Genomic DNA, 24193 nt, shown 5'->3' with positions numbered 1-24193 from the left:
GGCCCCGGGCGGACGGGCCCCGGGGCTACTTTCGCGAGGCGCTGTGCGGACGGTGTGAGCCGTCGGCGAGGAAGGACTCGGCCCTCTCCACGGCCTCCCGCGCGGGCAGGGCACGGAAGACCCAGGTGCGGTAGGACCAGAAGCGGAAGAGCGTGGCGAAGCCGATGCCGAGGAACTTGAAGACATTGCTCTGCAGCGGGCTGTCCCAGTGGAACCCGTATGTCGCGACGTAGAGCAGACCGTTCTCGATCACCAGGCCGACCGCGCTGAACAGCAGGAAGAGCGTGAGCTCCTTCGTCCGGCCCTGTTTGTCGCGGTCACGGTAGGTGAAGTAGCGGTAGCCGAGGTAGTTGGTACCGGTGGCCACGACGGTCGCGATGATGCTGGCCCGGACGACGGGGACCTCGGTCAGCTGCCGCACGAGGTTGAACACCACGAAGTTGACGACGACCCCCGCGCCGCCGACCGCGCCGAACTTCGCCAGTTCCCGAACGAGCGCCTCCAGCCGCGACCGCAGTGCGCTCCGTTCACTCATGGGGTTCGCTCAGCTCCTGTCGGGGGCGGCGTGCACGGCCGTGGGCCTGTTCTCCGGCCGTTCCGCTTCCTCATGCTAACCAGGCGCCGCGGACGCTGCCTGCCATCTGTCAGGTCTGTGCGCAACGCACGGCGGTCCGCACGGGGCAGCACACAGTGACGACGGCGCGGCCGACGGTGACAACGGGATCAGCCGACCGTGACACGGAAGTTGAGGCTGCGGGCACCCTTCTCCTCGGCGGCGCCGGAGCCGCAGCGCCGGCAGCGCAGCAGCCGTAAGTCCGTACGGCCCGGACGGACGGCCTCGAAGGGGAGGTAGCGGCCCGTGGCGGCCGGGGGAGGGCCGCCGGAGTCCGCGTGCGTATCGGCGGCCCGCAGGACGGCCGGGTCGGGGCGGGGCTCGGCGATGATCCAGCGGTAGCCGCCGGCGGGATCGTCGGGGACCCGCACGCTGAAGCGGTCGCCGGCGGAGACGGTGATCTCGGTGTCGTCCGCGTCATAGACCCTGGGTGCGGATAACTGGCTGAAAATGGAGTGCAGGGCGACCAGCAGCGTGGCGATCGCGACCACGATCACCAGCTTCCCGGAGCCCCCTGATATGCCACTTTTCCCCATCCGGCCTCCCCTTTTGCCGGGCCCGGCCCGGGTGCCGGCCCCGCACCCCGGCCCGAGGGTAACCGCCGGTGTCGATCTTCCACCGGCGATCTTCGAACGTGCGAACTCGGAGGATCATCCAAGCCCGGGTCGGGGCCCGCGGCGCCGTACGGATACCCTGGGGGTGTGACGTTCCCGGTAGTCGGCATGGTCGGTGGCGGTCAGCTCGCCCGTATGACCCACGAGGCGGGTATCCCCCTCGGCATCAAATTCAAGCTCCTCAGCGACACTCCGCAGGATTCGGCGGCTCAGGTGGTCGGTGATGTCGTCATCGGCGACTACCGCGATCTGGACACCCTCCGTACCTTCGCTCGTGGCTGTGACGTGATCACCTTCGATCACGAGCACGTTCCCACCGAGCATTTGCGGGCACTGGAGGCCGACGGCATCCCCGTACGGCCCGGCCCCGATGCGCTGGTGCACGCCCAGGACAAGGGGGTGATGCGGGCGAAACTGGACGCGATCGGCGTGCCCTGTCCACGGCACCGCATCGTCTCCGACCCCGACGATGTCGAGCGGTTCGCGGCCGAGGGCGAAGGCTTTCCCGTGATCCTCAAGACCGTCCGCGGCGGCTACGACGGCAAGGGCGTCTGGGTCGTACGATCCTCCAAGGAGGCCGTCGAGCCGTTCCGCGCCGGGGTGCCCGTCCTCGCGGAGGAAAAGGTCGATTTCGCCCGGGAGCTGGCCGCCAACATCGTCCGCTCCCCGCACGGCCAGGCCGTTGCCTACCCGGTCGTGGAGTCCATCCAGGTCGACGGCGTCTGCGACACCGTGATCGCGCCGGCGCCCGGCCTCGACGCGGAGCTCGCGGGCCAGGCCCAGGAGCTGGCGCTGCGCATCGCCCAGGAGCTGGACGTGGTCGGGCATCTGGCCGTCGAGCTCTTCGAGACCGCGGATGGCCGCATCCTGGTCAACGAGCTCGCCATGCGCCCGCACAACTCCGGCCACTGGACCCAGGACGGCGCGATCACCTCGCAGTTCGCCAACCACGTCCGGGCCGTGCTCGACCTCCCGCTCGGCGATCCCCGCCCGCGCGCCCCCTGGACGGTCATGGCCAACGTCCTCGGCGGCGACTATCCCGACATGTATTACGCGTACCTCCATTGCATGGCGCGGGACCCGCAGTTGAAGATCCATATGTACGGGAAGGATGTGAAGCCCGGCCGTAAGGTCGGCCACGTCAACACCTACGGCGACGACCTGGCGGATGTGCGCGAGCGCGCCGCGCACGCCGCCGGCTACCTGCGAGGAACGATCACCGAATGACGCCCACCTCGTCCGAACCGAAGACCGACGCCCCCGCCGACCCGTCCCCCGTGGTCGGCATCGTCATGGGCTCCGACTCCGACTGGCCCGTCATGGAGGCCGCCGCGCAGGCCCTCGACGAGTTCGAGATCCCCTACGAGGTCGACGTCGTCTCGGCGCACCGCATGCCGCGCGAGATGATCGCGTACGGCGAGGAGGCGGACGGGCGCGGCCTGAAGGCGATCATCGCCGGCGCCGGCGGCGCGGCCCACCTCCCCGGGATGCTCGCCTCCGTCACCCCGCTCCCGGTCATCGGCGTCCCCGTACCGCTCAAGTACCTGGACGGCATGGACTCCCTCCTCTCCATCGTGCAGATGCCCGCCGGAGTGCCGGTCGCCACCGTCTCCGTCGGCGGCGCCCGCAACGCCGGGCTGCTGGCCGCCCGCATCCTCGCCACCCAGGACCCCGAACTCCTCGCCCGGATGCGGGAGTTCCAGCAGGAGCTGAACGACCAGGCCACCGAGAAGGGCAAGCGGCTGCGCAACAAGGTCGCCTCCCCGGCCGGCTTCGGCTTCGGGGGCGGTAAGTGAGCCCTTCCCTGGACGCCGCCCGGGATCTGCTCGCCCGCTGGCCCGTCGTCGACGGCCACAACGACCTGCCCTGGGCGCTGCGCGAGCAGGTCCGCTACGACCTCGACCGGCGCGACATCGCCGCCGACCAGTCCGCGCACCTCCACACCGACCTGCCGCGGCTGCGGTCCGGCGGCGTCGGCGCCCAGTTCTGGTCGGTCTACGTCCGCGCCGACTACGCGGGCGACAAGGCCGTCAGCGCGACCCTCGAACAGATCGATGTGGTGCGGGAACTGGTCGCCCGTTACCCCGAGGACCTGCGCCTCGCACATACCGCCGACGACATGGAGGCGGCCCGCGCCGAGGGCCGGATCGCGTCCCTCATGGGCGCCGAGGGCGGCCACTCCATCCACAACTCGCTGGCCACCCTGCGCGCGCTGCACCAGCTGGGCGTGCGCTATATGACGCTCACCCACAACGACACCATCGACTGGGCGGACTCCGCCACCGACGAGCCGCGCCACCACGGCCTGTCGGCTTTCGGCGAGGAAGTCGTCCGGGAGATGAACCGCTGCGGGATGCTGGTCGACCTCTCCCATGTCTCGGCCGACACCATGCGCGACGCGCTGCGCGTCAGCACCGCGCCGGTGGTCTTCTCGCACTCCTCCGCCCGCGCCGTCTGCGACCATCCGCGCAACATCCCCGACGACGTACTGGCACAGCTGCCCGCCAACGGCGGCGTCGCGATGGCCACGTTCGTCCCGAAGTTCGTGCTGCCGGCCGCCGTCGCCTGGACGCAGCGCGCCGACGAGAACATGCGCGCACACGGCCTGCACCACCTCGACACCACCGAGGCGGGCATGAGGGTCCAGCGGGACTTCGAGGCCGCGCACCCCCGCCCGATGGCCACCGCGGCCACCGTCGCCGACCACCTCGACCACATGCGCGAGGTCGCCGGCGTCGACCACATCGGGATCGGCGGCGACTTCGACGGCACCGCCTTCACCCCGGCCGACCTGGCCGATGTCGCCGGCTACCCGTACCTGATCGCCGAACTCCAAGCCCGCAGGTGGTCCGAGGGCGACCTCGCCAAGCTCACCTGGCAGAACGCCGTCCGCACCCTGCGCGCCGCGGAGGACGTGGCGCGCGCCGAGCGGCAGCGGCGCGGGCCGTCCCACGCGACGATCGAGCAGCTGGACGGCTGACGCGAGCCCGGGCCCGCACTGAGAGGGCCTGGGCCCGCACTTCAAGCGGAGCGGGCCGGGGCCCTCACCTCGGGCACCGGGTCGTCACCTCATGCAGAGGCAGAACGGGTGCCCGGCCGGGTCGAGATAGACCCGCCAGCTCTGCTTCCCCTCGTCGTGCTGGACGAGCTTGGCGCCCAGCGCGACGATCGTGCGCTCGGCCTCGTCGATCTTCGCGCGCGGCACGTCGAAATCGAGGTGCAGCTGCTGCGGCAGGTCCTGGCCGGGCCACTGCGGCGGCCGGTAGCCCTCGGCCACCCGCTGGAAGGCGAGGGTCCGGCCGTCCGGCCCGGCGATCTCGACCCAGTCCTCGTCCTCTTCGGTCACCCGCCAGCCGAGCATGTCCGCGTAGAAATCCGCGAGGGCCCGGGGGTCGGGACAGTCCAGTGCGACAACTCCGAGTGTGATGAGGCTCATGGCGGCCACGATGCCATGCCTGGCGGCGCCGCGGCGTACGTTTTTGGCTGTCCCCGCCGTGGGGGCTTGTCGTCGTTGCGCCTGCGGCGGGCGTGGGTGGTCGGGTGCGGTGCCGCTCCTCCGGACTCCGTCCTGCGGCGCGGCCCCTCCCGTGAGTGGGTGGAAGGGCCGGTGGGGGCGGACGCAGTCCCTGACGCGCGCGCAGCTAGCGGATCACGCCCGCCCCCACTCACCTTCCTCCCACCCCCAAGGGGGAGGGGCCGGACCGCAGGACGAAGTCCGGAGGGCCGGCCCCGCAGCCGAACAGCCCCGCGCAGCGGCACCGGCCCGCCGCAGGCGCAACGGCGGGTCGTCCCGCGGCGGGAAAGCCGACGACGTGGGGTGCGCCGCAGGCGCAACGGTGGGTCGTCCCGCGGCGGGAAAGCCGACGACGTGGGGCGCGCCGCAAAGCGCAACGGCGGGTCGTCCCGCGGCGGGAAAGCCGACGATGTGGGGTGCGCCGCAAAGCGCAACGGCGACAAGCCCCCGCGGCGGGAAAGCCGAAGACGTGGGGAAAATATCCGCTACGCGGAGGGGCGCCCCAGTGCCCGGTACGTCCAGCCCGCCTTGCGCCACAGCTGGGGGTCGAGGGCGTTGCGGCCGTCCAGGATGTGTCGCTCGGCGACGACGTCGCCCAACGCGGCCGGATCCAGTTCGCGGAACTCCCGCCACTCCGTGAGGTGCAGCACGACGTCGGCGCCGCGTACGGCGTCCAGGGCGGTGTCGGCGTAGCTCAGCGTCGGGAAGACGCGCCTCGCGTTCTCCATGCCCTTCGGGTCGTAGACCGTCACCTGGCCGCCCTGGAGGTGGATCTGGCCGGCGACATTGAGCGCGGGGGAGTCGCGGACGTCGTCCGAGTCCGGCTTGAAGGTCGCGCCCAGGACGGCGACCCGCTTGCCGAGGAAGCCGCCGCCGACCGCGTCCCGGGTGAGCTCGACCATGTGGCCGCGGCGGCGCATGTTGATCGAGTCGATCTCGCGGAGGAAGGTCAGGGCCTGGTCGGCGCCGAGTTCGCCCGCGCGCGCCATGAAGGCCCGCAGGTCCTTGGGCAGGCAGCCGCCGCCGAAGCCGATACCGGCCCGCAGGAACTTCTTGCCGATCCGGTCGTCGTGCCCGATGGCCTCGGCGAGCTTCACCACATCGCCGTCGGCCGCCTCGCAGACCTCGGCCATGGCGTTGATGAACGAGATCTTCGTCGCCAGGAAGGAGTTGGCCGAGGCCTTCACCAGCTCGGACGTCGGGTAGTCCATGACGATGAACGGCGAGCCCTCGGCGATCGGGGCCGCGTACACCTCGCGCAGCAGCTCCTCGCCCCGTTCACCGGCCACGCCCACGACGATCCGGTCCGGGTGCAGGGTGTCCTTGACGGCGAAGCCTTCGCGCAGGAACTCCGGGTTCCAGGCCAGCTCGACGGCCGAGCCCGCCGGGGCGGCCGCGGCCAGCCGCTCGGCGAGCCGGGCCGCGCTGCCCACCGGCACCGTCGACTTGCCGACGACCAGGGCGGGCCGGGTCAGATGCGGCGCCAGCGCGTCGAAGGCGCTCTCCACGTAACTCATGTCACAGGCGTACTCGCCGTGCTTCTGCGGGGTGTTCACACAGACGAAGTGGACGTCGCCGAAGGCCCCGGCCTCCTCGTAGGAGGTGGTGAAGCGCAGCCGGCCGGTCGAGCCCTCGATGCCGTCGGCGTGGCGGCGCAGCAGCTCCTCCAGGCCCGGCTCGTACATCGGGACCTCGCCCCGCTGCAGCATCTCGATCTTCTCGGGCACCACATCGAGCCCCAGCACCTCGAAGCCCAGCTCGGCCATGGCCGCGGCGTGGGTCGCGCCGAGGTAGCCGGTGCCGATCACGGTGATCTTGAGGGCCATGGATGCTCCAAACAGGCAATGCGGCGGCGCAGCGCCGGGGGCTGCGGGGTGGTCGGGTCACTTCGCTGGGGAAAACGGCGCTGACCGAGCATAGTCGGGCCGGGAAGGGTCATCTCCAGTCGTCGCGTGGGCAGGTCTGTAACTGTCGGCAACCTCACGTATCCGCAGGCCCGGCCCGGCGCCTAGAATCCGGAGAGGTAAAGGGTTACTTAACGGTAGTTAGCACTGCCGACAGCTCACAGGGGAGTGAGAAAGCGTGGCGGGAACCGCTGATTTCGATCTGTACCGGCCGTCCGAGGAGCACGACATGCTCCGCGAGTCGGTGCGCTCGCTCGCCGAGGCGAAAATCGCGCCGTTCGCCGCCGCGGTGGACGAGGAGGCCCGCTTCCCGCAGGAGGCGCTCGACGCGCTGGTCGCGAGCGACCTGCACGCCGTCCACGTACCGGAGGCCTACGGCGGTGCCGGTGCCGACGCGCTGGCGACCGTCATCGTCATCGAGGAGGTGGCCCGCGTCTGCGGTTCGTCCTCGCTCATACCGGCGGTCAACAAGCTCGGCTCGCTCCCGGTGATCCTCTCCGGCTCCGAGGAGCTGAAGGCGAAGTACCTGGGCCCGCTGGCCAAGGGCGACACGATGTTCTCGTACTGCCTGAGCGAGCCGGACGCCGGTTCCGACGCGGCCGGGATGAAGACCAAGGCCGTCCGCGACGGTGACCACTACATCCTCAACGGCGTCAAGCGGTGGATCACCAACGCCGGCGTCAGCGACTCCTACACGGTGATGGCCGTCACCGACCCGGAGAAGCGCTCCAAGGGCATCTCGGCCTTCGTCGTCGAGAAGGGCGACGAGGGGGTCTCGTTCGGCGCCCCGGAGAAGAAGCTCGGCATCAAGGGCTCCCCCACCCGCGAGGTCTACCTCGACAACGTCCGCATCCCCGCCGACCGCATGATCGGCGCGGAGGGCACCGGTTTCGCCACCGCCATGAAGACCCTGGACCACACCCGCATCACCATCGCGGCCCAGGCCCTCGGCATCGCCCAGGGCGCCCTGGACTACGCCAAGGGCTACGTCCAGGAGCGCAAGCAGTTCGGCAAGCCGATCGGCGACTTCCAGGGCGTGCAGTTCATGCTCGCCGACATGGCCATGAAGGTGGAGGCGGCCCGCCAGCTCACCTACGCCGCGGCGGCCCGCTCCGAGCGGATCTCCGCCGGCGGCAAGGGCGAGGACCTGACCTTCTTCGGCGCCGCGGCCAAGTGCTACGCCTCGGACGCCGCCATGGAGATCACCACGGACGCCGTCCAGCTGCTCGGCGGCTACGGCTACACCCGTGACTACCCGGTCGAGCGGATGATGCGGGACGCCAAGATCACGCAGATCTACGAGGGCACCAACCAGGTGCAGCGCATCGTGATGGCGCGCAACCTGCCGCAGTAAGCAGGGGACAGGAGAGGGGCCCCGGACCGCCACTGCGGTCCGGGGCCCCTCTCTTTGCCCGCTCGTTCCGGGCCGCCGGTCAGTTGCCGGAGACCGTGACCTTCTCGTCGTTGTTCAGCTGCTGGACCAGCTGGTGGAGCTTGGCTTTGTCCCAGACCAGGTTGCCGCCGGCGCTGCCGGAGATCGGCATGTTCATCGACTTGCCGTCGCCGCCGGTGACGCCCTTCATCGCGAAGAACATGTTGCCCAGGGACCACAGGCTCATGTCCTTGTCGACGATGAGCGTGTCCAGGCCGGCGCTCATGGTCGGGTAGAGCTTGAAGGGGTTGAGGACCGTGCTCGGGGTGGCGGTCTGGCTCGCCAGGGTCGCCAGGAACTTCTGCTGGTTCTTCGTACGGTCCAGGTCCTGGCCGGCGAAGGCGTGCCGGGTGCGGACGAAGGCGAGCGCCTGCTGGCCGTTGAGCGTCTGCTCGCCGGCCGGGAAGTCGGCGCCGGAGTTCTTGTCCTTGAACGCCTTGGGGATGTTCATCTCGACGCCGCCGATGGCGTCCACGATGTTGGCGAAGCCGGCGAAGCCGATCTCGACGTAGTGGTCGATGTGCAGCTTGGTGTTGTACTCGACGGTGCGCACCAGCAGCTCCGGGCCGTCCTCGGCGTAGGCCGCGTTGAGCTTGGTGTGGCGCCCGGTGCCCGGGTACTTCTTGCCGGAGGACGAGCCGACGTAGGTGGGTATCTCCACGTCCGAGTCGCGCGGCAGGGATATCAGCGTCGGGCCGTTGCTGCCGTCGTGCAGGATCATCATCGAGTCGGTGCGCTTGCCCTCGGCGGAGCCGGTGTGCAGCTTCTGCTTGTCCGCGGCGGACATGCCCTCCCGGCTGTCCGAGCCGACGATCAGGTAGTTCGTGCCGTCGCCGGTCGCCGGGCGGTCGATGACCTTGCTCAGGTCGACCTTGCGGCGGAGCTTGCCGTCGGCCCAGAAGTAGGTGGCCACCGAGGCGACCGCCAGCACTGCGACCAGGGCGATGACCGTCCACTTGATGCGCCGGCCCCAGTGGGGGCGCGGCCGGCCGGCGCGGCCGTCGTAGCCGTCGCCGCCACCACGGCCGCCGCCGTAGACCTGGCCGGTGTTGTAGCCGTCGTACGCGTCGTCGTAGCCCTGGGACTGCTGCGGCGGCACGGCCGCGCCCCGGCGCGGGGACATCGACGGGGGCAGCGGAGGCTCGTGCCGCTGATAGCCGGGGCCCGCGTCGCGACGCACGTGTGGCATCGCGCGCGCGCCCTCCGGCTCGGCGCTGCCGCTGCCGTGTCCGTACCGGTTGCCGCTCTGGTCGCCGGACCACCCGCCCCCATTCTCGGCTCCGCTCGAACGGGAGGTGCCCCCTTGCCACTGATTCATAGGAGGAAGTGTGCATGCCCCACGGCGGTCCTCCATAGAGCGGGTGCCGGATCGGGCCAGTGCTGTTGCAGAGCTGATGCAAAGCCACGGCGGCAGTCCGCCGCATACCGCACGGGCCCATGACCATTCCGACCTGCACGAATGGAAGCAACCATTCCGGATGGTTTCCGGCGGGGGAGGGGAGACCCATGTCACGGACCTGCGCAAAGGGCGAGACCAGTCTCACGATCCGCGTGGGGCGGGGCCGTAGGGGCGCCGCTTAGGCTGGACTGCATGACCGAACTCGTCACCGACAGCGCCGAGGGCGAGATCGTGGGCAAACCCACGTCCGTGTCCCGCATCACACTCAGCCACATCATGACGGCCGGCGACACCAACCTCCTCGGAACGGTGCACGGCGGCGTGATCATGAAACTCGTCGACGACGCGGCGGGCGCTGTGGCCGGGCGCCACTCCGGCGGGCCCGCCGTGACCGCCTCGATGGACGAGATGGCCTTCCTCGAACCGGTCAGGATCGGCGACCTCGTCCACGTCCGCGCCCAGGTCAACTGGACCGGCCGCTCCTCGATGGAGGTCGGCGTACGGGTGCTGGCCGAGCGCTGGAACGAATCCAGCCCGCCCCAGCAGGTCGGCTCCGCCTACCTGGTCTTCGCCGCCGTCGACGAGCAGGGCAAGCCGCGCCGGGTGCCGCCGGTGCTCCCCGAGACCGAGCGCGACCAGCGCCGCTACCAGGAGGCGCAGATCCGCCGCACGCACCGCCTCGCCCGGCGGCGCGCGATCATGGAACTGCGCGAACGGCGCGTCGCGGAAGGGCTCGACGACGCATAGCGGCGACTGCCAGCTGCCCGAGCAGCGCCAGCCCCGCGCCGGTGACGGTGCCTGCCGCCGCACAGATCACATCGTCGATATCGGCGATCCGCCCGGCCCGCATCAGCAGCTGCGCCGTCTCGACGACCAGGCACAGGCCCACGCCCAGCAGGAACGCGGCGGCCGCCGGGATACGCGGCGCCGCAAACCGCAGCAGCAGTGACGCGGGCACGAACAGCGCGGCGGTGGCGATCTGCCGCCGCACCAGCATCACCAGCTCCCCGGGCTCCAGCTGCGCCCCCAGATCGAACAGCCCCTCACCGGGCCGCCACCACACCGTCGCGTCCCCGGAACCGATGGGCTGGCTCGGCGCGAGCGTCGCCACCAGGAACAGCAGCAGCCAGCCGGCCAGCAGCGTCCGGGCCGTGGTGCGCGGCGCGGTGCCGCCGGAGGTGAGCGCCGTCCACAGGGCCAACGCCACGGCCAGCGCCAGCGCCAGCGCCAGGAAGAGCGTCACCGTGGTGGGGGTGACGTCCAGCACTACCTGCCACACGATGCGCCCCTTTCAGGCCGTCCAGGACATCAGCTGCAGCTCCACTTCGTGACATAGACCGTCTCGCCACGCTCCATGACGCCCCGGATGCATTCGTCCGCGAGCATCTCCACCCGGCCGCTCAGCACCACCGCGCCGCCCTGCGTCCGCCGGGTGCCGAACCACCCGGGGAAGGCGGTGATCCGGTCGTTCTTGCGCTGGTAACCGAGCCGCACGATGATCTCGTCCCGGCCGCTCGCCGCCCCGAGCCGCCGGTAGGCCGCGGTGTACGTGCCGGCGGACCCCACCGGGCCGCGCAGACACAGCTGGCCGCGCACCAGGTCCCCGCAGCCGGTCGGTTCCGGCGGCGCCAGGGGAGCCGCGGCGGCGGTGGCCGCCACCAGGCACAGCGCCGCGACGGCCACCACGGTCCGGCGCGCGTCGCGACGGGCGTCCGGACGGCGCGCGGGCGGCCGGGACGCGGTGCGGCGGGGCGCGGGGACGCTCATGACGGCGCCTCGCTGCGCCCGGCCCCGTCGGCGCCCAGCGCACGCCTTTCGATGAGGAGATCCCTGCGCTCGCTCATGTGCACACCGCCTCGTCACCGGTGATCGTCGCGATGCCGCCCGGTTTCTGCGGCGGTTCCTCGGCCCGTACCCGCTGCACCGCCTGGTGGCCGTGGCCGACCGTCACCTGCATCACCGGCCCCCGCCCGGCCACCGGACGCAGCTCGGCGCCCGGCAGCGCGGCGGCCAGCGAGCGGGCCGAGCGGTCCCAGCGCGGGTCGTAGGCGATGACCGTGCGGGGCGCCCTGCCGAGGGGGGAGGCGCCGGGCGCGCCGGTGGTGGCGAACCCGGTGGCATGCAGTTCCCTGGCCACCGCGGCGTCCGGTCCCGGCCGGGCACTGCCGCCGCCGACCTGCACCTGGACCTGTCCCGGCGGTACGTCCACGACCCTGGCCCGCGGCTGAGTGCGGTCCCGGTGCACGGCGAGCGGCCGGTCCTCGCGGATCGCCTGGAAGAGCTTCGGCGCCTGCACCGGGTCCCACCGCACGGTCGAGCCGACGCCGGGCACCGGCTGGGCCACAGTGCGCAGCGGCACGGACGTGAACTCCGACGACGAGGCGGTGAAGCCGCGCATCGCCTGCCCGAGATCGACCAGGTCGCCCGCCGCGAAGCCCGAGTCGGCGCGTACGGATCCCAGCACCGTGTCGGCCACGTTCCGGAAGCGGACCGGGTTCAACAGCACTCCGGAGGAGGTGATCTTGTGGATGAGGGAGGCCAGGAAGCGCTGCTGGCGCTGCATCCGGCCGAGGTCGGCGGAGCCGTCGACATGCCGGGAGCGCACGTACTGCAGGGCCTGGCCACCGCTCAGCCGCGAGGTGCCGACGGGGAGATCCAGGCCCGTATAGCTGTCGCGCAGCGGCCGTACGGTGCAGATCTCCACCCCGCCGACCGCGTCCACGCTGCGCATGAAGCTGGTGAAGTCGACCTCCAGATAGTGGTCGATGTGCACCCCCGTCATGTGCTCGACGGTCCGCACGGTGAGGCTGGGGCCGCCCTCGGCATAGGCCGCGTTCAGCTTGATGGCGTGCTGGGGGCGCTGCCGGCCGGTGACCGGGTCCGTGTGTGCGGGGACCTCGGCGTAGGAGTCGCGGGGGAGGCTGACCACGCTGGCGCGGTCCCGGTCGGCGGAGAGGTGCACCAGCATCAGGGTGTCGGTGCAGTGGCAGGGCGCGCCGCCGAGGTGGTACTTCCGCTTCTCGCCGGGGGTGAGCTTGTCTCGCCCGTCCGTGCCGACGACCAGGAAGTTCAGCCCGTCGCCGCCCCCGGGCCGGTTGCTCATGCCGGTGAAGGCGTCCACCCGGCCGATGCCGCTCTCCACACCGGTGACCACGGCGTGCCCGACCCCGCTCGCGGCCAGCAGCAGCACGGACGTGACCGCGCCGATCCGCAGCCCCCAGCGCGGGCCCGGCGGGCGCCGGCGCGGGCTCGGCCGGGCGGCCCGGCGCCTGGCCGGACGGGGGGAGCGGAACGGCGCGGTCACGGGGGACACCTCCGCGGCGGGACGGGCGGCTGGAGCAGAGGAAGAAAAGGGGGCAAATCCGTCTGGAGCACCGTAGGTCCATATGATCGGATGTACGGCGCCACACGCCGGGCATCCGCCGGCCGGCCACCCGGCTGCGTCCGACGCTGTCCACCATTCGCGGTAACGTGAGGCGCGATACTGCAGTCTCCCGGCGGGCGCTGCCGTCGCTGGCGGCTCCACCGCGGGCCGTACCCCTGAGGAACCATGCCGCAGCAGCAGCCCCCGGCCGTCTCCGTGATCATGCCGGTGCTCAATGAGGAACGTCACCTGCGCAATTCGGTCCGGCACATCCTGGAGCAGGAGTACGCCGGTGAGATGGAGGTGGTGATCGCCCTCGGCCCGTCCACGGACCGTACGGACGAGATCGCCGCCGAGCTCGTCGCCGAGGACGCCCGGGTGCACACGGTGCCGAACCCCACCGGCCGTACCCCCGCCGCGCTGAACGCCGCGATCAAGGCGTCCCGGCACCCCATCGTGGTCCGCGTCGACGGCCACGGCATGCTCTCGCCGAACTACATCGCCACTGCCGTGCGCCTCCTGGAGGAGACCGGCGCCGCGAACGTCGGCGGCATCATGCACGCCGAGGGGGAGAACGCCTGGGAGGACGCAGTCGCCGCCGCGATGACCTCCAAGATCGGTGTGGGCAACGCCGCCTTCCACACGGGCGGGCAGGCCGGCCCCGCCGAGACCGTCTATCTCGGGGTGTTCCGGCGCGAGGCGCTGGAGCAGCAGGGCGGCTACAACGAGGAGTTCATCCGCGCCCAGGACTGGGAGCTGAACTTCCGTATCCGTGAGGCCGGCGGGCAGATCTGGTTCTCGCCCGAGCTGCGGGTGCAGTACCGCCCGCGGCCGAGCGTCAAGGCGCTGGCCAAGCAGTACAAGGACTACGGCAAGTGGCGCCATGTCGTCGCCCGCTACCACGCCGGTTCGATCAACCTGCGCTACCTCGCGCCGCCGACCGCGGTGTGTGCCATCGCGGCGGGCCTGGTGGCCGGTGCGGCGGTCACGCCCTGGGCGCTGATCGTCCCGGGCGGCTATCTCGCGGCGATCGCCGCGGGGTCGGTGCCCGCCGGCAAGGGCCTGTCGCTCAAGGCGCGCGCCCAGATCCCCCTCGCCCTGGCCACCATGCACATGGCCTGGGGCGTGGGCTTCCTGACCAGCCCCCGCTCCCTCGCCAAGAGGGTCATCGCCAGCCGCCGCCCGGCGGTCATGGCGGCGGCGGCCGCGAGCGAATAGGGGCATTCCCCGGCGGTGATCACCGCCGGGGACGGCTCCGGGCCCCCTTGAGCCGGCTCCGGGGAAGAGCCGGGAAGGCCCCGGACCGCCCACCTAGAAGCTGTACTGCGGATTCACCTTCATGCAGGCCTTGGAGTCCTCGCCGTTGAGCGCATCGGCGCTCTCCGGTGCCTTGTCGGCGCCCTTCTCCTCGCCCGACTGCTTCGGGTACGCCGAGCCGCTGCGCCAGTCGCTGCCGACCACCAGCCGCATCCCGGTGGCCGAACTCGACTCCCGGACCGCGCCCTTGGGCAGCCCCAGCGCCTTCGCCAGCGCCAGCGCGTCGCCCCGCTGCCCCTTGTCCTGGTAGGTGAGGGTGGTGTCGGCCTGGGTGGTGAGCGCGGAATCGGTGCTCGCCGCGGTGTAGCCGAGGCCGGACAGCCGCTGCTGGATGACCGCCGCGCGGCCGGAGACCGGGCCGTTCACCGTGCTGTTGGTGCCGTTCTGCACCACCACCTTCAGCTGCCCCTTGGGAGCTGACGGCTTCGGGTCCGGCGCCGGCTTTTTCTTCTTGTCCTTGCCGTCCAGCGCGGTGTCGTTGCGCAGCAGCGCGAAGGTCGCGTCCGCGTCGCCGGGCTTGGGCATGACGTACGACTCGTCGGGGCTGTACTGCCAGGGCATGGTGACCATCGTGAGGCGCTTGGCCGGCACCCGGTTGAGGTCGCTGCCCAGGTCGTAGAGCTTCTTGACGGTGTCGAGGCCGTCGTCGACGGTCAGCGCCTTGGTCGCGGCCTCCGCCAGGTCACGCAGCTGCCCCGGGTCGGTGAGCTTGGTGCCCTTCTTCAGCTGGCGGACCATCGAGTTCATGTACATGTGCTGGGCCTTGGCCCGGCCGATGTCGGTGTTGTCCTCGAAGCCGTAGCGGGTGCGCAGCCACTGCAGGGCCTGGACGCCCTTGACGGAGTGGGTGCCCTTGGTGAGCTTGAGTCCGCTGCCGTGGCCCTTGCTGTCGTGCGAGTAGACGTTGTTGTCGACACAGACCGGGACGCCGCCGATGGCGTCGGCCATGTCCACCACGCCGGAGAAGTCGACCATCATGAAGTGGTCGATGTAGATGCCGGTCAGCTCCTGCCAGGTGGCGAGCGTGCAGCCCGGACCGCCGTGCTGGAGCGACTGGTTGATGGCCGCGGAGGTCTGCGGATAGACCTGGTGGGTCTTCGGGTCGGTGCACTGCGGGATCGTCACCCGGGTGTCGCGCGGGATGGAGATCACCGACATGTTGCTGCGGTCCGCGGAGACGTGCAGCAGCATCTGCACATCGGCGAGCGGTTTGCGGTCCGCGTCCTGCCGGGCCCCGCCGAGCTCGATGTTCTTCTTGCTGTTCCGGCCGTCCGAGCCCAGCAGCAGGATGTTCAGCGGGCTCTGCCCGAAGGCGTTGGGATCCGGCTTCTTCAGACCGTCCCCGGCCAGGGACCGCGGGGCCTTGCGGAGGTTCGCGTTGAGGTGTTCGTAGTACCAGTACCCGGCGCCCGCGCCGCCCACTATGAGGACGGCGAGGGTCAGGGAGGTCCAGCGCACCACCTTGCGGCCCTTGCCGCGGCGCGGACGGCCTCCGTTGCGGTGACCGTCGCCCTCCGCGGGCCCGTCCCCGTCGCCACCGGACGCGTCGTCGCCCGCGGAGGGCGTCCAGCCGGGAGCGTCCGGCGGCAGGCCCTTGTCCTCGTACAGCCCGTCGTTCCAGCCCAGATCCTGTGCATCCGGTGCCTTCGGTGCATCCGGCCGGCGTTGCCGGCGTGATCGGTCACCGCGCAGACTGCTCTGCCGCATTGGGCCCTCTCCCCGTTATGAGTCCGATGGTGCGTTCGGCGCCTCGGCGGGGCGGCCGGAGCCCGCTCAGGTCACTTCGCGCAGACGTTCTTGTCATCTGCATTGACGTTCTGCACCCCGTCCGGGGTTTCGGTCGGCGCGTCGATCGGTGTGCCCGGCGCCTTGAAGTCCTTGCCGAGCGTGAGCTTCATCGGCTCCCGGGCACCGGCGTTGTGCGACGACTTCTTCAGCGCGCTCTTGGGCAGCCCCATCCAGTCGGCCAGGGTGGCGGCCTGGTCGGCCTGGTTGGGCCCGTATTCGAGGCGGGTGGTGGCCAGCTTCGCCGGGGCGTTGCCGGCGTTGGTGGAGAGCTTGGCGGCCTTGCTGTTCTGCAGCCAGTCCACGGTCTCCTGCGCCGAACCGATCGGCCCGCCACCGTTGGTGACGTCGACCCGCACCTGCTCGGGCGGGGCCTTCTTCACCGGAGCGGACTTCTTGCCCTTGCCCTTCTTGCCCTTGGCCAGGGCGTGGTCCGCCCGGACCATCGCGAACAGCGGGTCCGCGGCGGTCTTGTTGAGGATGACGGTGGCCGGGTCGTCGGGGTTGTCCAGCACCGGCACCGTGGCGAAGGTGACCTTGTCGATGTCGACCTTCTTGAGGTCGGTGCCGAAGTCCAGGAGCTTGTTCGCGGTACCGATACCGGTGTCGACGGTGAGCGCCTTGGTCGCCGCCTGGCTGACGTCGTAGAGCTTGCCGGGGCTGCTGAAGGCGCTGGACTTCAGCTTGCGGATCAGCGAGCTGAGGAACTGCTGCTGCATCTTGATCCGGTCCAGGTCGCTGCCGAACCCGATGGCGTGCCGGGTACGGACGAAGGCCAGCGCCTGCTCGCCCTTGACGATGTGCCGGCCGGCCTTCAACTTCAGGTGCGACTTGGGGTCGTTGAGGTCCTTGCCCGCACACACCTCGACGCCGTCGACCGCGGTGGACAGGGCCTTGACCGCGTTGAAGTCGGCCATCATGAAGTGATTTATCTTCAGCCCGGTCAGCTTCTCGACGGTGCGCCAGGTGCAGCCCGGGTCCCGGCCCTCCTGGCCCAGGCTGGTGTTGAAGCGCACCCCGTGCTCGCCCGGGATGTTCTTCGTCGAGCCGTCCTTCTGCTTCGTCGGGCAGGTCGGGATGTCGGTGATCATGTCGCGCGGAATGCTCAACGCGGTGGCGTTCGTCCGGTCCTTGGAGATGTGCATCAGGATCGTGGTGTCCGCGTGACCCACGCTGCCGGCGTCGCCGTAGCCGGAGTTGCCCTTCCCGGAACGCGCGTCCGTCCCGATGATGAGGACGTTGACCGGGCCTTCGGAGACCGCGTCGTTCTCCACGCCGACATCGACCTTGGAGATGTTGCCGTTCAGCTGCTGGTAGAGGTAGAACGCGCCACCGCAGCCGGCGACGAGGACGAAGCCCACCACACCGGCCGTCCAGTACAGCGCCTTCTTCTTCCCGGACGCCTTCGGCTTGCGCTTGCGGCGGCTCGCCGGGCCCGCGGCCACCGCGGACGCCGTGCGGCTGCCGGCCGCCCGCCGGGCCGCCCGCCCGCCACCGGCGCGCTCGTCGCCCTCGGCGTCCTCGTCCCGGCGGCCGCGCTGGGTCGGCAGCGGCCGGGTGTCGGTGTCGCCGCCCGACTGGCGCGCGGCACGTCTGGAGCCGGCCGGCTTGCGGTCGGCGGGCCGAGCGTCGGCTTGACCGGCATGGTCAAGCCGCAGCTCGTAGTTGCCGGTGTTCGGGTCGAACACCCACTGATCGGCGGGATCGACATTGTTGTCGCCCGCGCGCCCACGGCCTTGCGCGTCCACGGTGCCTTGAGTCCTCCGTCGGTGCCACGCGGCGCCATCCCCTCAAGGCGCTCGGTCGGTCGATCGATCGTTTATTGCATGGTCATCGGTCAGCTGGTCCTGCGACCGGATCGCTCACACTATCCGCCCAGTTCAGCGCCCCGCGACGCCCGTGACAAATTCCACTTGCCTACAACTGGGCAATCCGCCCAATCCATTCGAGTCACCAGGCTTACTTTGCGGCATCTTTATCCGCAGACCCCGTGTCCCGCTCTCGTCCCGGGAAAGGACGGGTCCGGACCCGCCGACGGCGAGGGAGCTCTGCCCGCCCGCCCCGCCGGTGCCCCGGCTCCCGCGCGGACCGGCTTCTTCCCGGTGTCGGGCGGGGGTTTCACCGTCACCGGACGATCGTTGTGCAGCTGCCCGAAGAGCCGGCCGGCGTCCGGCTGGACCAGCTCATCACGATTGGGATCGTAGCGGTACTCCCGGCGCGGCACGGTCATGAACAGAACCCGGCCGGTGGGAATGCTGCGGGTACTGCGCACCAATTCGTACAGCCCCTTCAAGGAAGCCAGCGCGGCGTCCGTGGTCAGTGAACTCGTCGCGGCATCCAACACCGGATACAGCCGGGTCGGATTGAGCAGCACACCGTTGCTCTGCACTTTCTTCACGAGAGCGGCAAGAAAGTCTTGTTGTCGCTGCATCCGCTGGGTATCGCTGCCGTTACCCAGGCTCTTGCGGGCCCGGACGAATCCGAGCGCGGCCTCGCCGTGCAGGGTCTGCCGGCCCGCGGGCAGGGTGAGGTGTGCCGCGGGGTCGTGGACCGGGCGGGGCAGGCAGACCTCCACGCCGTCCACCGCATCCACCATCTTCTTGAAGCCCACGAAGTCGATGATCAGGTAGTGGTCGATGCGGATACCGGTCAGCTTCTCGACCGTACGGATCATGCAGGCCGCCCCGCCGACCGCGAACGCCCAGTTGAACTGGGCCGCCCGCGGTGCGGTCTCCGTGCCGTCCGGGCGCTTGCAGTGCGGCACCTCCACCATCAGGTCGCGCGGGATGCTCACCGTGGTGGCGCTCTTCCGGTCCGCTGCCAGGTGCAGCAGCATCGTGGTGTCCGAGCGCTGGCCGGCGTCGTGGCCGTACCGGCGGTTGTCGCCGCTGCGGGTGTCGGAGCCGATCAGCAGCACGTTCACGGCGTTCGGCGGGCCCGCGGGGGGCCGTTCGGACTCCCACTTCCGCAGCTCCTTCTCGGTGGCGCTGTCGGTGCGGATGTTGCTGTTGAGCTTGGCGTAGACCGCCCAGCCGCTGCCGGCGCCGGCCAGCATGACGCCGGTGACCCCCAGCGCGGCCCAGCCCCGCCAGCCCCGCGGGCGGCGCGCGCGGCGCGAGGACCCCGGCCGGCGCGACCCCAGCCCCCCGGCCGGGCGTTCGTCCCAGCCGGTGAACCGGGGAGGCTCGGGGGTCTCGGTCACCTGTGCGTCCATCCCTCATGGAGTCGGCGTCGCGCCCGCACGAGGGCCCGGACGGAACAAGAGACGGACGAACCCCGCGCATGGTTGTACGTACTCAAGATCCTGGACCGAAACGGGCGAACCGGCCCGCCACGGGCGCCACCGGTCCGCCGGACGGGGGAGGACCGCCCGGTGCGGCGACGGGGGCTTGCGCTCGTGCGGTGACGGGGCCGTGAGCGCGGTGCGGACGGCGCCTGGGCTCGGGACGGTGACGGCGCCCTGGGCTCAGTGCGGTGACGGCGCCCTGTACGTGATCTTCTCGCTGGTCTCCCGGGCGTCCGCGGCGTCCGCGTCCAGCCGGTCAGGGTGGCGGCACAGCACCACGGAACCGCCGGCCGCCAGCGGGGCGTAGAGCCCGTACGACAGGCCCTGCCAGGTGTCGTACGGCAGCCCCGACAGCACCCGGGGGGACGGGGGCATCCCGGCCGCCGCCGCGTCGGCCAGGGCGCGCGCCCCGATGCCCGCGCCGGTCAGCTCCTCGCCGCCCACCACCAGGGCCACGTCCGCCGGGTCCACCGGCGCGAACGGCGCGAACCGGTCGCCCTGGCCCGGCGCCTCGACGGCGAAGTCCGCGAAGCCCGCGGGCGGCTGCGGGAAACGGCCGCCCAGCGGGCGCAGCGCCAGCGCCACCCGCTCCCCGGAGCAGGCCCGCGCCGCCTCCAGCCGGTCGGGCCCGGCGACGACGAGGTCGGCGGCGGCCGGATCGCCCTCCACCTCCGCGACCACGCCCACCGAGGAGCAGGCCAGCAGCCAGACGGCGGTCTGCCAGTGCGTGGGCAGCAGCAGCGCGAGCCGGTCGCCGGGCCCGGCGGCCAGATCGCCCTGGAGGTAGTTGGCGGTCTTGGCCACCCAATTGGCGAAGGTCGCGACGGACAGTTCCACGCGCTCGCCGGTGGCGTCGTCGTAGAAGGTCACCAGCGGGCGGGCCGGATCCGCGGCGAGCGCGGAACTCAGCAGGTCGGCGGGGGTGCGATCGGTGGCGTTCATCGCGGCCAGGGTACGCGCGGCGGCGGCCGGCGGCGGGGCGGGCGCCGCGGTACCGGCCACCGGATCGGCCGATGCACCGTCAGGTCACCATTGGCGCGTTCGGTCCGGACATGTCCAGGATTTTATTCATGCGCCCTTTCCTCGTGACCTGCCTCGGCGCCGTGTGCACCGCCGCCCTCGCCCTGTCCCTCGCGCCGGCGGCCGGTGCGCATGCCGTCGCCGCCCCGGCCCCGGCCCCGGCGCCGCGCGCCACGAGCACCATCGAGCTGCCCGGCAGCACCCAGTCCCTGCCGGTGCCGACGCCCGGCGCAGCCGCCCCCGACACCACCGACCGCGACGCCGCCACGGTGCCCGCGCCCGGCACGCTCGGCCTGCCCGCCCGCACCGTCCGGCCGTTCTCCCTCCTCGGGGTGGTCTGGGACGACGCCGCCGCCGAACTGCACGGCCGGGTCCAGGTCCGCACCCGCGCCACCGGCACCACCCGGTGGTCCGGCTGGCAGGACGTCCAGGTCCACAACGACGACGCCCCCGACCTCGGCTCCGCCGAACGGCACGGCGGCGGCGTCAGGGGCAGTACCTCTCCGCTGTGGGTCGGCGACTCCGATGCCGTCCAACTGCGGATCACCCCCGGGAGCAGCGACCGCGCGGCGGCCGCCGTCCCGGCCGGCCTGCGGCTGGAACTCGTCGACCCCGGCAGGGCCCCGCGCGGCCTCCGCGGGACGCACGCCGACCCGCCGGCCCCGGTCAGCGCCGGGGCGGCCACGGCCGCGGCCTCCGCCGCCAACGCGCTGCTCGCCCCGCTCGGCGCCACCGAGATCCCGGCCCTCGACCAGGTCGCCTCGCTGGCCGATATCGCCGCTGCGGGCCTGCTGTCCCCGCCCCGCGCCTACGTCGGAGCGCGCCCCCGGATCGTCACCCGGGCAGGCTGGGGCGCCGACGAGGACCTGCGGGAGAAGGACTTCATCTATACCCGCACCGTCCGTGCCGCCTTCGTCCACCACAGCGGCTCCGGCAACGACTACAGCTGCGACGAGGCCCCCGCGATGATCCGCGCCATGTACCGCTTCCACGTCAAGAGCAACGGCTGGCGGGACATCGGCTACAACTTCCTCATCGACAAGTGCGGCACGGTCTACGAGGGCCGGGCGGGCGGCGTCGCCAAGCCCGTCATGGGCGCCCACACCCTCGGCTTCAACGCCGACAGCACCGGCATCGCCGTCCTCGGCACCTTCACCGACACCGAGCCGCCGCGGCGCGCCATCGACGCCATCGCCCGCCTGGCGGCATGGAAGCTCGGCCTCTACGGCGTCGATCCGCGCAAGATGACGAAGCTGAAGTCCGCCGGGGGCAACCGCTTCCCCAAGGGGGCCAAGGTCCCGCTACATGTCATTTCCGGCCACCGCGACGGCTTCACCACCGACTGTCCGGGCCTGTACCTCTACAACAAGCTCGGCGCCACGCGGGTCGCCGCGGCCGGGCTCCAGGGCCGCTGACCACCGCCGTTCCCGCCGTTGACGTGCCCTCACGACCACGACAACCGCGCCCCGGCCCCGCCCCGCCCCGTGGCCTGAACAGCACGGGGCCGGGCGCACCGCCGGGGGCGTCCGGATGTCCTGTCTGCCTACACTGGTCCGCCGATCGGCCGACCCCAGCAGGAAGCAGACAAGACACCCGTGAGCGTCGCACGTGCAGCCGCCGGGCTGTGGTCGACGACGAGAGCCGCACCGCTGCGCTGCACGGGCGGAGAAGCGAACAGAGGACACCGTGAGCGTCGCACGTGCAGCCGCCGAGCTGTGGTCGACGACGAGAGCCGCACCGCTGCGCTGCACGGGCGGAGAAGCGAACAGAGGACACAGTGACTGAAGCGATCCTCCTGGTCGGCGGCAAGGGCACGCGGCTGCGGCCGCTGACGGTGCATACGCCCAAGCCGATGGTCCCGGCGGCCGGCGTGCCGTTCCTCACCCATCAGCTGGCCCGCGCCCGGGCCGCCGGCGTCGAGCACATCGTCCTCGCCACCTCCTACCTCGCCGAGGTCTTCGAGCCGTACTTCGGCGACGGGTCGGCGCTGGGCCTGCATCTGGAGTACGTCACCGAGCACGAGCCGCTGGGCACCGGCGGCGCCATCCGCAATGTCGCCGGGCGGCTGCACTCCGGCCCCGACGAGCCGGTTCTGATCTTCAACGGCGACATCCTCACCGGCCTGGACATCCCGGCCCTGGTCGAGACCCACCGCACCGCCGGCGCCGATGTCTCGCTGCACCTCACCCGGGTCGAGGACCCGCGCGCCTTCGGCCTGGTGCCCACCGACGACACCGGCAAGGTCACTGCCTTCCTGGAGAAGCCGCAGACCCCCGAGGAGATCGTCACCGACCAGATCAACGCCGGCGCCTATGTCTTCAACCGGTCGGTCATCGACACCATCCCGGCCGGGCGCCCGGTCTCCGTCGAACGCGAGACCTTCCCCGGCCTGCTCGCCGAGGGCGCCCACCTCCAGGGCATGGTCGACTCCACGTACTGGCTCGACCTCGGTACCCCGCAGGCCTTCGTCCGCGGCTCCGCCGACCTGGTCCTGGGCCGCGCCCCGTCCCCGGCGGTGCCCGGCCGCCGCGGGGACCGCCTGGTCCTGGAGACCGCCGAGGTCGCCCCGGACGCCAAACTCACCGGCGGCACCGTCGCCGGCGCCCGCACCGTCATCGGGTCCGGCGCCCGGATCGACGGCAGCGCCGTCCTCGACGGCGCGGTCATCGAGGAGGGCGCCCAGATCCGCGACTCGCTGATCGGCGCCGGCGCGCGCATCGGGGCCCGTACGGTCCTGGACGGTGCGGTCATCGGCGACGGTGCGCGGATCGGCGCCGACAACGAGCTGCGGGGCGGCATCCGCATCTGGTGCGACGCCGACATCCCGGCCGCATCGGTGCGCTTCTCCTCCGACCAGTAGCCGGTGGGCCGGAGGCCGGCGGGCCGGTAGCCGGTGGGCCGGGAGCCGGTGGGGCCGGCAACCCGTCGGCCGGCAGGTCCGCGGGCCGGCCGGCCGCTCACCGCCCGGCCCGACGTTGTCCACAGGCCCCGGCGCCGCCCCGGCCCGATCGCCTAGCCTGGCCGCATGCCCGCCCGTACCTGGCTTCCGCCCGGCCCGTTCGACCTGCACCGCACGCTGGGTGTGCTGCAGCGCGGCCCCGGCGACCCCGCGTTCGCGGTGCGCGGCGGCGAGCTGTGGCGCGCCTGCCGTACGCCGCAGGGACCCGGCACGCTGCGGCTCGCCGCCCGCCCGTCCGCCGGCGGCATCGAGGCCGAGGCCTGGGGCCCGGGCGCCGACTGGCTGCTGGACCGGCTGCCCGAGCTGCTGGGGGCGGGCGACGACCCGGCAGAGTTCACCGCCCGGCACCGCATCGTCCATGAGGCCCGCCGCCGCCACCCCGGCGTCCGGCTCGCGAGGACCGGTCTGGTGCTGGAGTCGCTGATCCCCTCGATCCTGGAGCAGAAGGTCACCAGCGACGAGGCGTACCGCGCCTGGCGGCTCCTGCTGTGGCGGCACGGCGAGGCCGCCCCCGGCCCCTGGGACCGGATGCGGGTGATGCCGGACCCGCGCGGCTGGGCGCTGATCCCCTCCTGGGAGTGGCACCGCGCGGGCGTCGACGGCAAGCGCTCGGCCACGATCCTGCGCGCGGTGCGGGCCGCCCGCCGGATGGAGGAGGCCGCGCGGATGGACCTCGCGGACGCCACCCGGCGGCTGACGGCCCTCCCGGGCATCGGCCCCTGGACCGCCGCCGAAACCCTCCAGCGCACCCTGGGCGCACCGGACGCGATCACGGTCGGCGACCTGCATCTGCCGAAGATCATCGGCTATGCCCTCACCGGCCGCCGCGGCACCACCGACGAGCAGATGCTCGAACTCCTCGCCCCCTACGAGGGCCAGCGGCACCGCGCGGCCCGGCTGATCCTGCTGTCCGGCCGCGTCCCGCCGCGCCGCGCCCCGCGCTTCCCCGTGGGGGACATCGCCCGGCTCTGACCCCGGGCGAGCGC

Annotated in this window: 21 protein-coding genes; 9 read left to right on the top strand and 12 right to left on the bottom strand. The window is 71.9% G+C overall.

What is annotated here, in order from left to right:
- Positions 1 to 25: 25 nt before the first annotated feature.
- On the bottom strand, positions 26 to 535 hold the full coding sequence (locus ABZ851_RS25455) for a GtrA family protein (RefSeq protein WP_336050587.1): 510 nt from the start codon (positions 533 to 535) through the stop codon (positions 26 to 28).
- A gap of 188 nt (positions 536 to 723) precedes the next feature.
- Positions 724 to 1149, bottom strand: a complete 426-nt coding sequence (locus tag ABZ851_RS25450; protein WP_361131732.1) for a protease inhibitor I42 family protein — start codon at positions 1147 to 1149, stop codon at positions 724 to 726.
- A 165-nt stretch (positions 1150 to 1314) separates the two neighbouring features.
- On the opposite strand from ABZ851_RS25450, the gene ABZ851_RS25445 reads away from it, so the two are divergent.
- The 3 genes from ABZ851_RS25445 to ABZ851_RS25435 are packed head-to-tail and all read left to right on the top strand — an operon-like array spanning position 1315 to position 4207.
- Positions 1315 to 2454, top strand: coding sequence for a 5-(carboxyamino)imidazole ribonucleotide synthase (locus ABZ851_RS25445; protein WP_361131729.1), 1140 nt, complete (start codon positions 1315 to 1317; stop codon positions 2452 to 2454).
- Entirely contained in the window at positions 2451 to 3023 is a 573-nt protein-coding gene (gene purE / locus ABZ851_RS25440) for a 5-(carboxyamino)imidazole ribonucleotide mutase (protein ID WP_361131726.1), read from the top strand. The genes ABZ851_RS25445 and purE overlap by 4 nt, the downstream gene beginning before the upstream one ends.
- Positions 3020 to 4207: a dipeptidase gene (locus tag ABZ851_RS25435; protein WP_361131723.1), complete on the top strand. Its 1188-nt coding sequence runs from the start codon at positions 3020 to 3022 to the stop codon at positions 4205 to 4207. Before purE ends, ABZ851_RS25435 begins: the two co-directional genes overlap by 4 nt.
- A gap of 84 nt (positions 4208 to 4291) precedes the next feature.
- Here the strand turns inward: ABZ851_RS25435 and ABZ851_RS25430 are convergent, their stop codons facing one another.
- Positions 4292 to 4663, bottom strand: a complete 372-nt coding sequence (locus ABZ851_RS25430; RefSeq protein WP_361131720.1) for a VOC family protein — start codon at positions 4661 to 4663, stop codon at positions 4292 to 4294.
- 563 nt (positions 4664 to 5226) lie between these two features.
- Positions 5227 to 6567 carry a UDP-glucose/GDP-mannose dehydrogenase family protein gene (locus ABZ851_RS25425; protein ID WP_361131717.1) on the bottom strand — a complete coding sequence of 447 codons (1341 nt, stop codon included), beginning with the start codon at positions 6565 to 6567 and terminating at the stop codon, positions 5227 to 5229.
- 256 nt (positions 6568 to 6823) lie between these two features.
- On the opposite strand from ABZ851_RS25425, the gene ABZ851_RS25420 reads away from it, so the two are divergent.
- A complete protein-coding gene (locus ABZ851_RS25420; RefSeq protein ID WP_361131714.1) occupies positions 6824 to 7999 on the top strand; it encodes an acyl-CoA dehydrogenase family protein in 1176 nt (391 codons plus the stop codon).
- 79 nt (positions 8000 to 8078) lie between these two features.
- Here ABZ851_RS25420 and ABZ851_RS25415 read toward each other — a convergent pair whose 3' ends face one another.
- Positions 8079 to 9395, bottom strand: coding sequence for an LCP family protein (locus ABZ851_RS25415; protein WP_361131711.1), 1317 nt, complete (start codon positions 9393 to 9395; stop codon positions 8079 to 8081).
- A gap of 273 nt (positions 9396 to 9668) precedes the next feature.
- Here ABZ851_RS25415 and ABZ851_RS25410 point away from each other — a divergent pair, with 273 nt between their 5' ends.
- Positions 9669 to 10223: an acyl-CoA thioesterase gene (locus ABZ851_RS25410; RefSeq protein ID WP_361131708.1), complete on the top strand. Its 555-nt coding sequence runs from the start codon at positions 9669 to 9671 to the stop codon at positions 10221 to 10223.
- Here the strand turns inward: ABZ851_RS25410 and ABZ851_RS25405 are convergent.
- From ABZ851_RS25405 to ABZ851_RS25395, 3 genes are all read right to left on the bottom strand, one after another.
- On the bottom strand, positions 10174 to 10755 hold the full coding sequence (locus ABZ851_RS25405) for a VanZ family protein (RefSeq protein ID WP_361131705.1): 582 nt from the start codon (positions 10753 to 10755) through the stop codon (positions 10174 to 10176). The genes ABZ851_RS25410 and ABZ851_RS25405 overlap by 50 nt on opposite strands.
- Positions 10756 to 10784: 29 nt before the next feature.
- On the bottom strand, positions 10785 to 11243 hold the full coding sequence (locus ABZ851_RS25400; protein WP_361131702.1) for a hypothetical protein: 459 nt from the start codon (positions 11241 to 11243) through the stop codon (positions 10785 to 10787).
- A 73-nt stretch (positions 11244 to 11316) separates the two neighbouring features.
- Positions 11317 to 12780, bottom strand: a complete 1464-nt coding sequence (locus tag ABZ851_RS25395) for an LCP family protein (RefSeq protein WP_361131699.1) — start codon at positions 12778 to 12780, stop codon at positions 11317 to 11319.
- A 246-nt stretch (positions 12781 to 13026) separates the two neighbouring features.
- Here ABZ851_RS25395 and ABZ851_RS25390 point away from each other — a divergent pair, with 246 nt between their 5' ends.
- Positions 13027 to 14058, top strand: a complete 1032-nt coding sequence (locus tag ABZ851_RS25390) for a glycosyltransferase family 2 protein (RefSeq protein ID WP_088797964.1) — start codon at positions 13027 to 13029, stop codon at positions 14056 to 14058.
- A 93-nt stretch (positions 14059 to 14151) separates the two neighbouring features.
- Here the strand turns inward: ABZ851_RS25390 and ABZ851_RS25385 are convergent, their stop codons facing one another.
- The 4 genes from ABZ851_RS25385 to ABZ851_RS25370 form a co-directional block, all read right to left on the bottom strand.
- Entirely contained in the window at positions 14152 to 15864 is a 1713-nt protein-coding gene (locus tag ABZ851_RS25385) for an LCP family protein (RefSeq protein ID WP_361131695.1), read from the bottom strand.
- Between the two features lie 71 nt (positions 15865 to 15935).
- Positions 15936 to 17690 carry an LCP family protein gene (locus tag ABZ851_RS25380; protein ID WP_361131692.1) on the bottom strand — a complete coding sequence of 585 codons (1755 nt, stop codon included), beginning with the start codon at positions 17688 to 17690 and terminating at the stop codon, positions 15936 to 15938.
- Between the two features lie 227 nt (positions 17691 to 17917).
- Positions 17918 to 19144, bottom strand: coding sequence for an LCP family protein (locus ABZ851_RS25375; RefSeq protein WP_361131689.1), 1227 nt, complete (start codon positions 19142 to 19144; stop codon positions 17918 to 17920).
- 264 nt (positions 19145 to 19408) lie between these two features.
- A complete protein-coding gene (locus ABZ851_RS25370; RefSeq protein ID WP_361131686.1) occupies positions 19409 to 20170 on the bottom strand; it encodes a TIGR03089 family protein in 762 nt (253 codons plus the stop codon).
- Between the two features lie 128 nt (positions 20171 to 20298).
- Between ABZ851_RS25370 and ABZ851_RS25365 the strand changes: the two genes are divergently transcribed.
- From ABZ851_RS25365 to ABZ851_RS25355, 3 genes are all read left to right on the top strand, one after another.
- On the top strand, positions 20299 to 21663 hold the full coding sequence (locus tag ABZ851_RS25365) for a peptidoglycan recognition protein (RefSeq protein WP_361131683.1): 1365 nt from the start codon (positions 20299 to 20301) through the stop codon (positions 21661 to 21663).
- 362 nt (positions 21664 to 22025) lie between these two features.
- Positions 22026 to 23108 carry an NDP-sugar synthase gene (locus ABZ851_RS25360; RefSeq protein WP_361131680.1) on the top strand — a complete coding sequence of 361 codons (1083 nt, stop codon included), beginning with the start codon at positions 22026 to 22028 and terminating at the stop codon, positions 23106 to 23108.
- A gap of 165 nt (positions 23109 to 23273) precedes the next feature.
- On the top strand, positions 23274 to 24179 hold the full coding sequence (locus ABZ851_RS25355; protein ID WP_088797958.1) for a DNA-3-methyladenine glycosylase: 906 nt from the start codon (positions 23274 to 23276) through the stop codon (positions 24177 to 24179).
- Positions 24180 to 24193 lie beyond the last annotated feature (14 nt).

Origin of the sequence: Streptomyces sp. NPDC047049, from assembly GCF_040643995.1 — a bacterium.
Lineage (GTDB): Bacteria > Actinomycetota > Actinomycetes > Streptomycetales > Streptomycetaceae > Streptomyces > Streptomyces mooreae.
Note: the sequence above shows the minus strand (reverse complement) of the source record. Positions and strands in the feature narration are given on the sequence as shown.

Bases quoted from the DNA above. Each gene is read 5' to 3' on its own strand.
- ABZ851_RS25430 (WP_361131720.1), bottom strand. From the start codon at position 4,663: ATGAGCCTCATCACACTCGGAGTTGTCGCACTGGACTGTCCCGACCCC.
- ABZ851_RS25415 (WP_361131711.1), bottom strand. From the start codon at position 9,395: ATGAATCAGTGGCAAGGGGGCACCTCCCGTTCGAGCGGAGCCGAGAAT.
- ABZ851_RS25365 (WP_361131683.1), top strand. From the start codon at position 20,299: ATGCGCCCTTTCCTCGTGACCTGCCTCGGCGCCGTGTGCACCGCCGCC.
- ABZ851_RS25450 (WP_361131732.1), bottom strand. From the start codon at position 1,149: ATGGGGAAAAGTGGCATATCAGGGGGCTCCGGGAAGCTGGTGATCGTG.
- purE (WP_361131726.1), top strand. From the start codon at position 2,451: ATGACGCCCACCTCGTCCGAACCGAAGACCGACGCCCCCGCCGACCCG.
- ABZ851_RS25355 (WP_088797958.1), top strand. From the start codon at position 23,274: ATGCCCGCCCGTACCTGGCTTCCGCCCGGCCCGTTCGACCTGCACCGC.
- ABZ851_RS25390 (WP_088797964.1), top strand. From the start codon at position 13,027: ATGCCGCAGCAGCAGCCCCCGGCCGTCTCCGTGATCATGCCGGTGCTC.
- ABZ851_RS25400 (WP_361131702.1), bottom strand. From the start codon at position 11,243: ATGAGCGTCCCCGCGCCCCGCCGCACCGCGTCCCGGCCGCCCGCGCGC.
- ABZ851_RS25410 (WP_361131708.1), top strand. From the start codon at position 9,669: ATGACCGAACTCGTCACCGACAGCGCCGAGGGCGAGATCGTGGGCAAA.
- ABZ851_RS25385 (WP_361131695.1), bottom strand. From the start codon at position 15,864: ATGCGGCAGAGCAGTCTGCGCGGTGACCGATCACGCCGGCAACGCCGG.
- ABZ851_RS25455 (WP_336050587.1), bottom strand. From the start codon at position 535: ATGAGTGAACGGAGCGCACTGCGGTCGCGGCTGGAGGCGCTCGTTCGG.
- ABZ851_RS25370 (WP_361131686.1), bottom strand. From the start codon at position 20,170: ATGAACGCCACCGATCGCACCCCCGCCGACCTGCTGAGTTCCGCGCTC.
- ABZ851_RS25425 (WP_361131717.1), bottom strand. From the start codon at position 6,567: ATGGCCCTCAAGATCACCGTGATCGGCACCGGCTACCTCGGCGCGACC.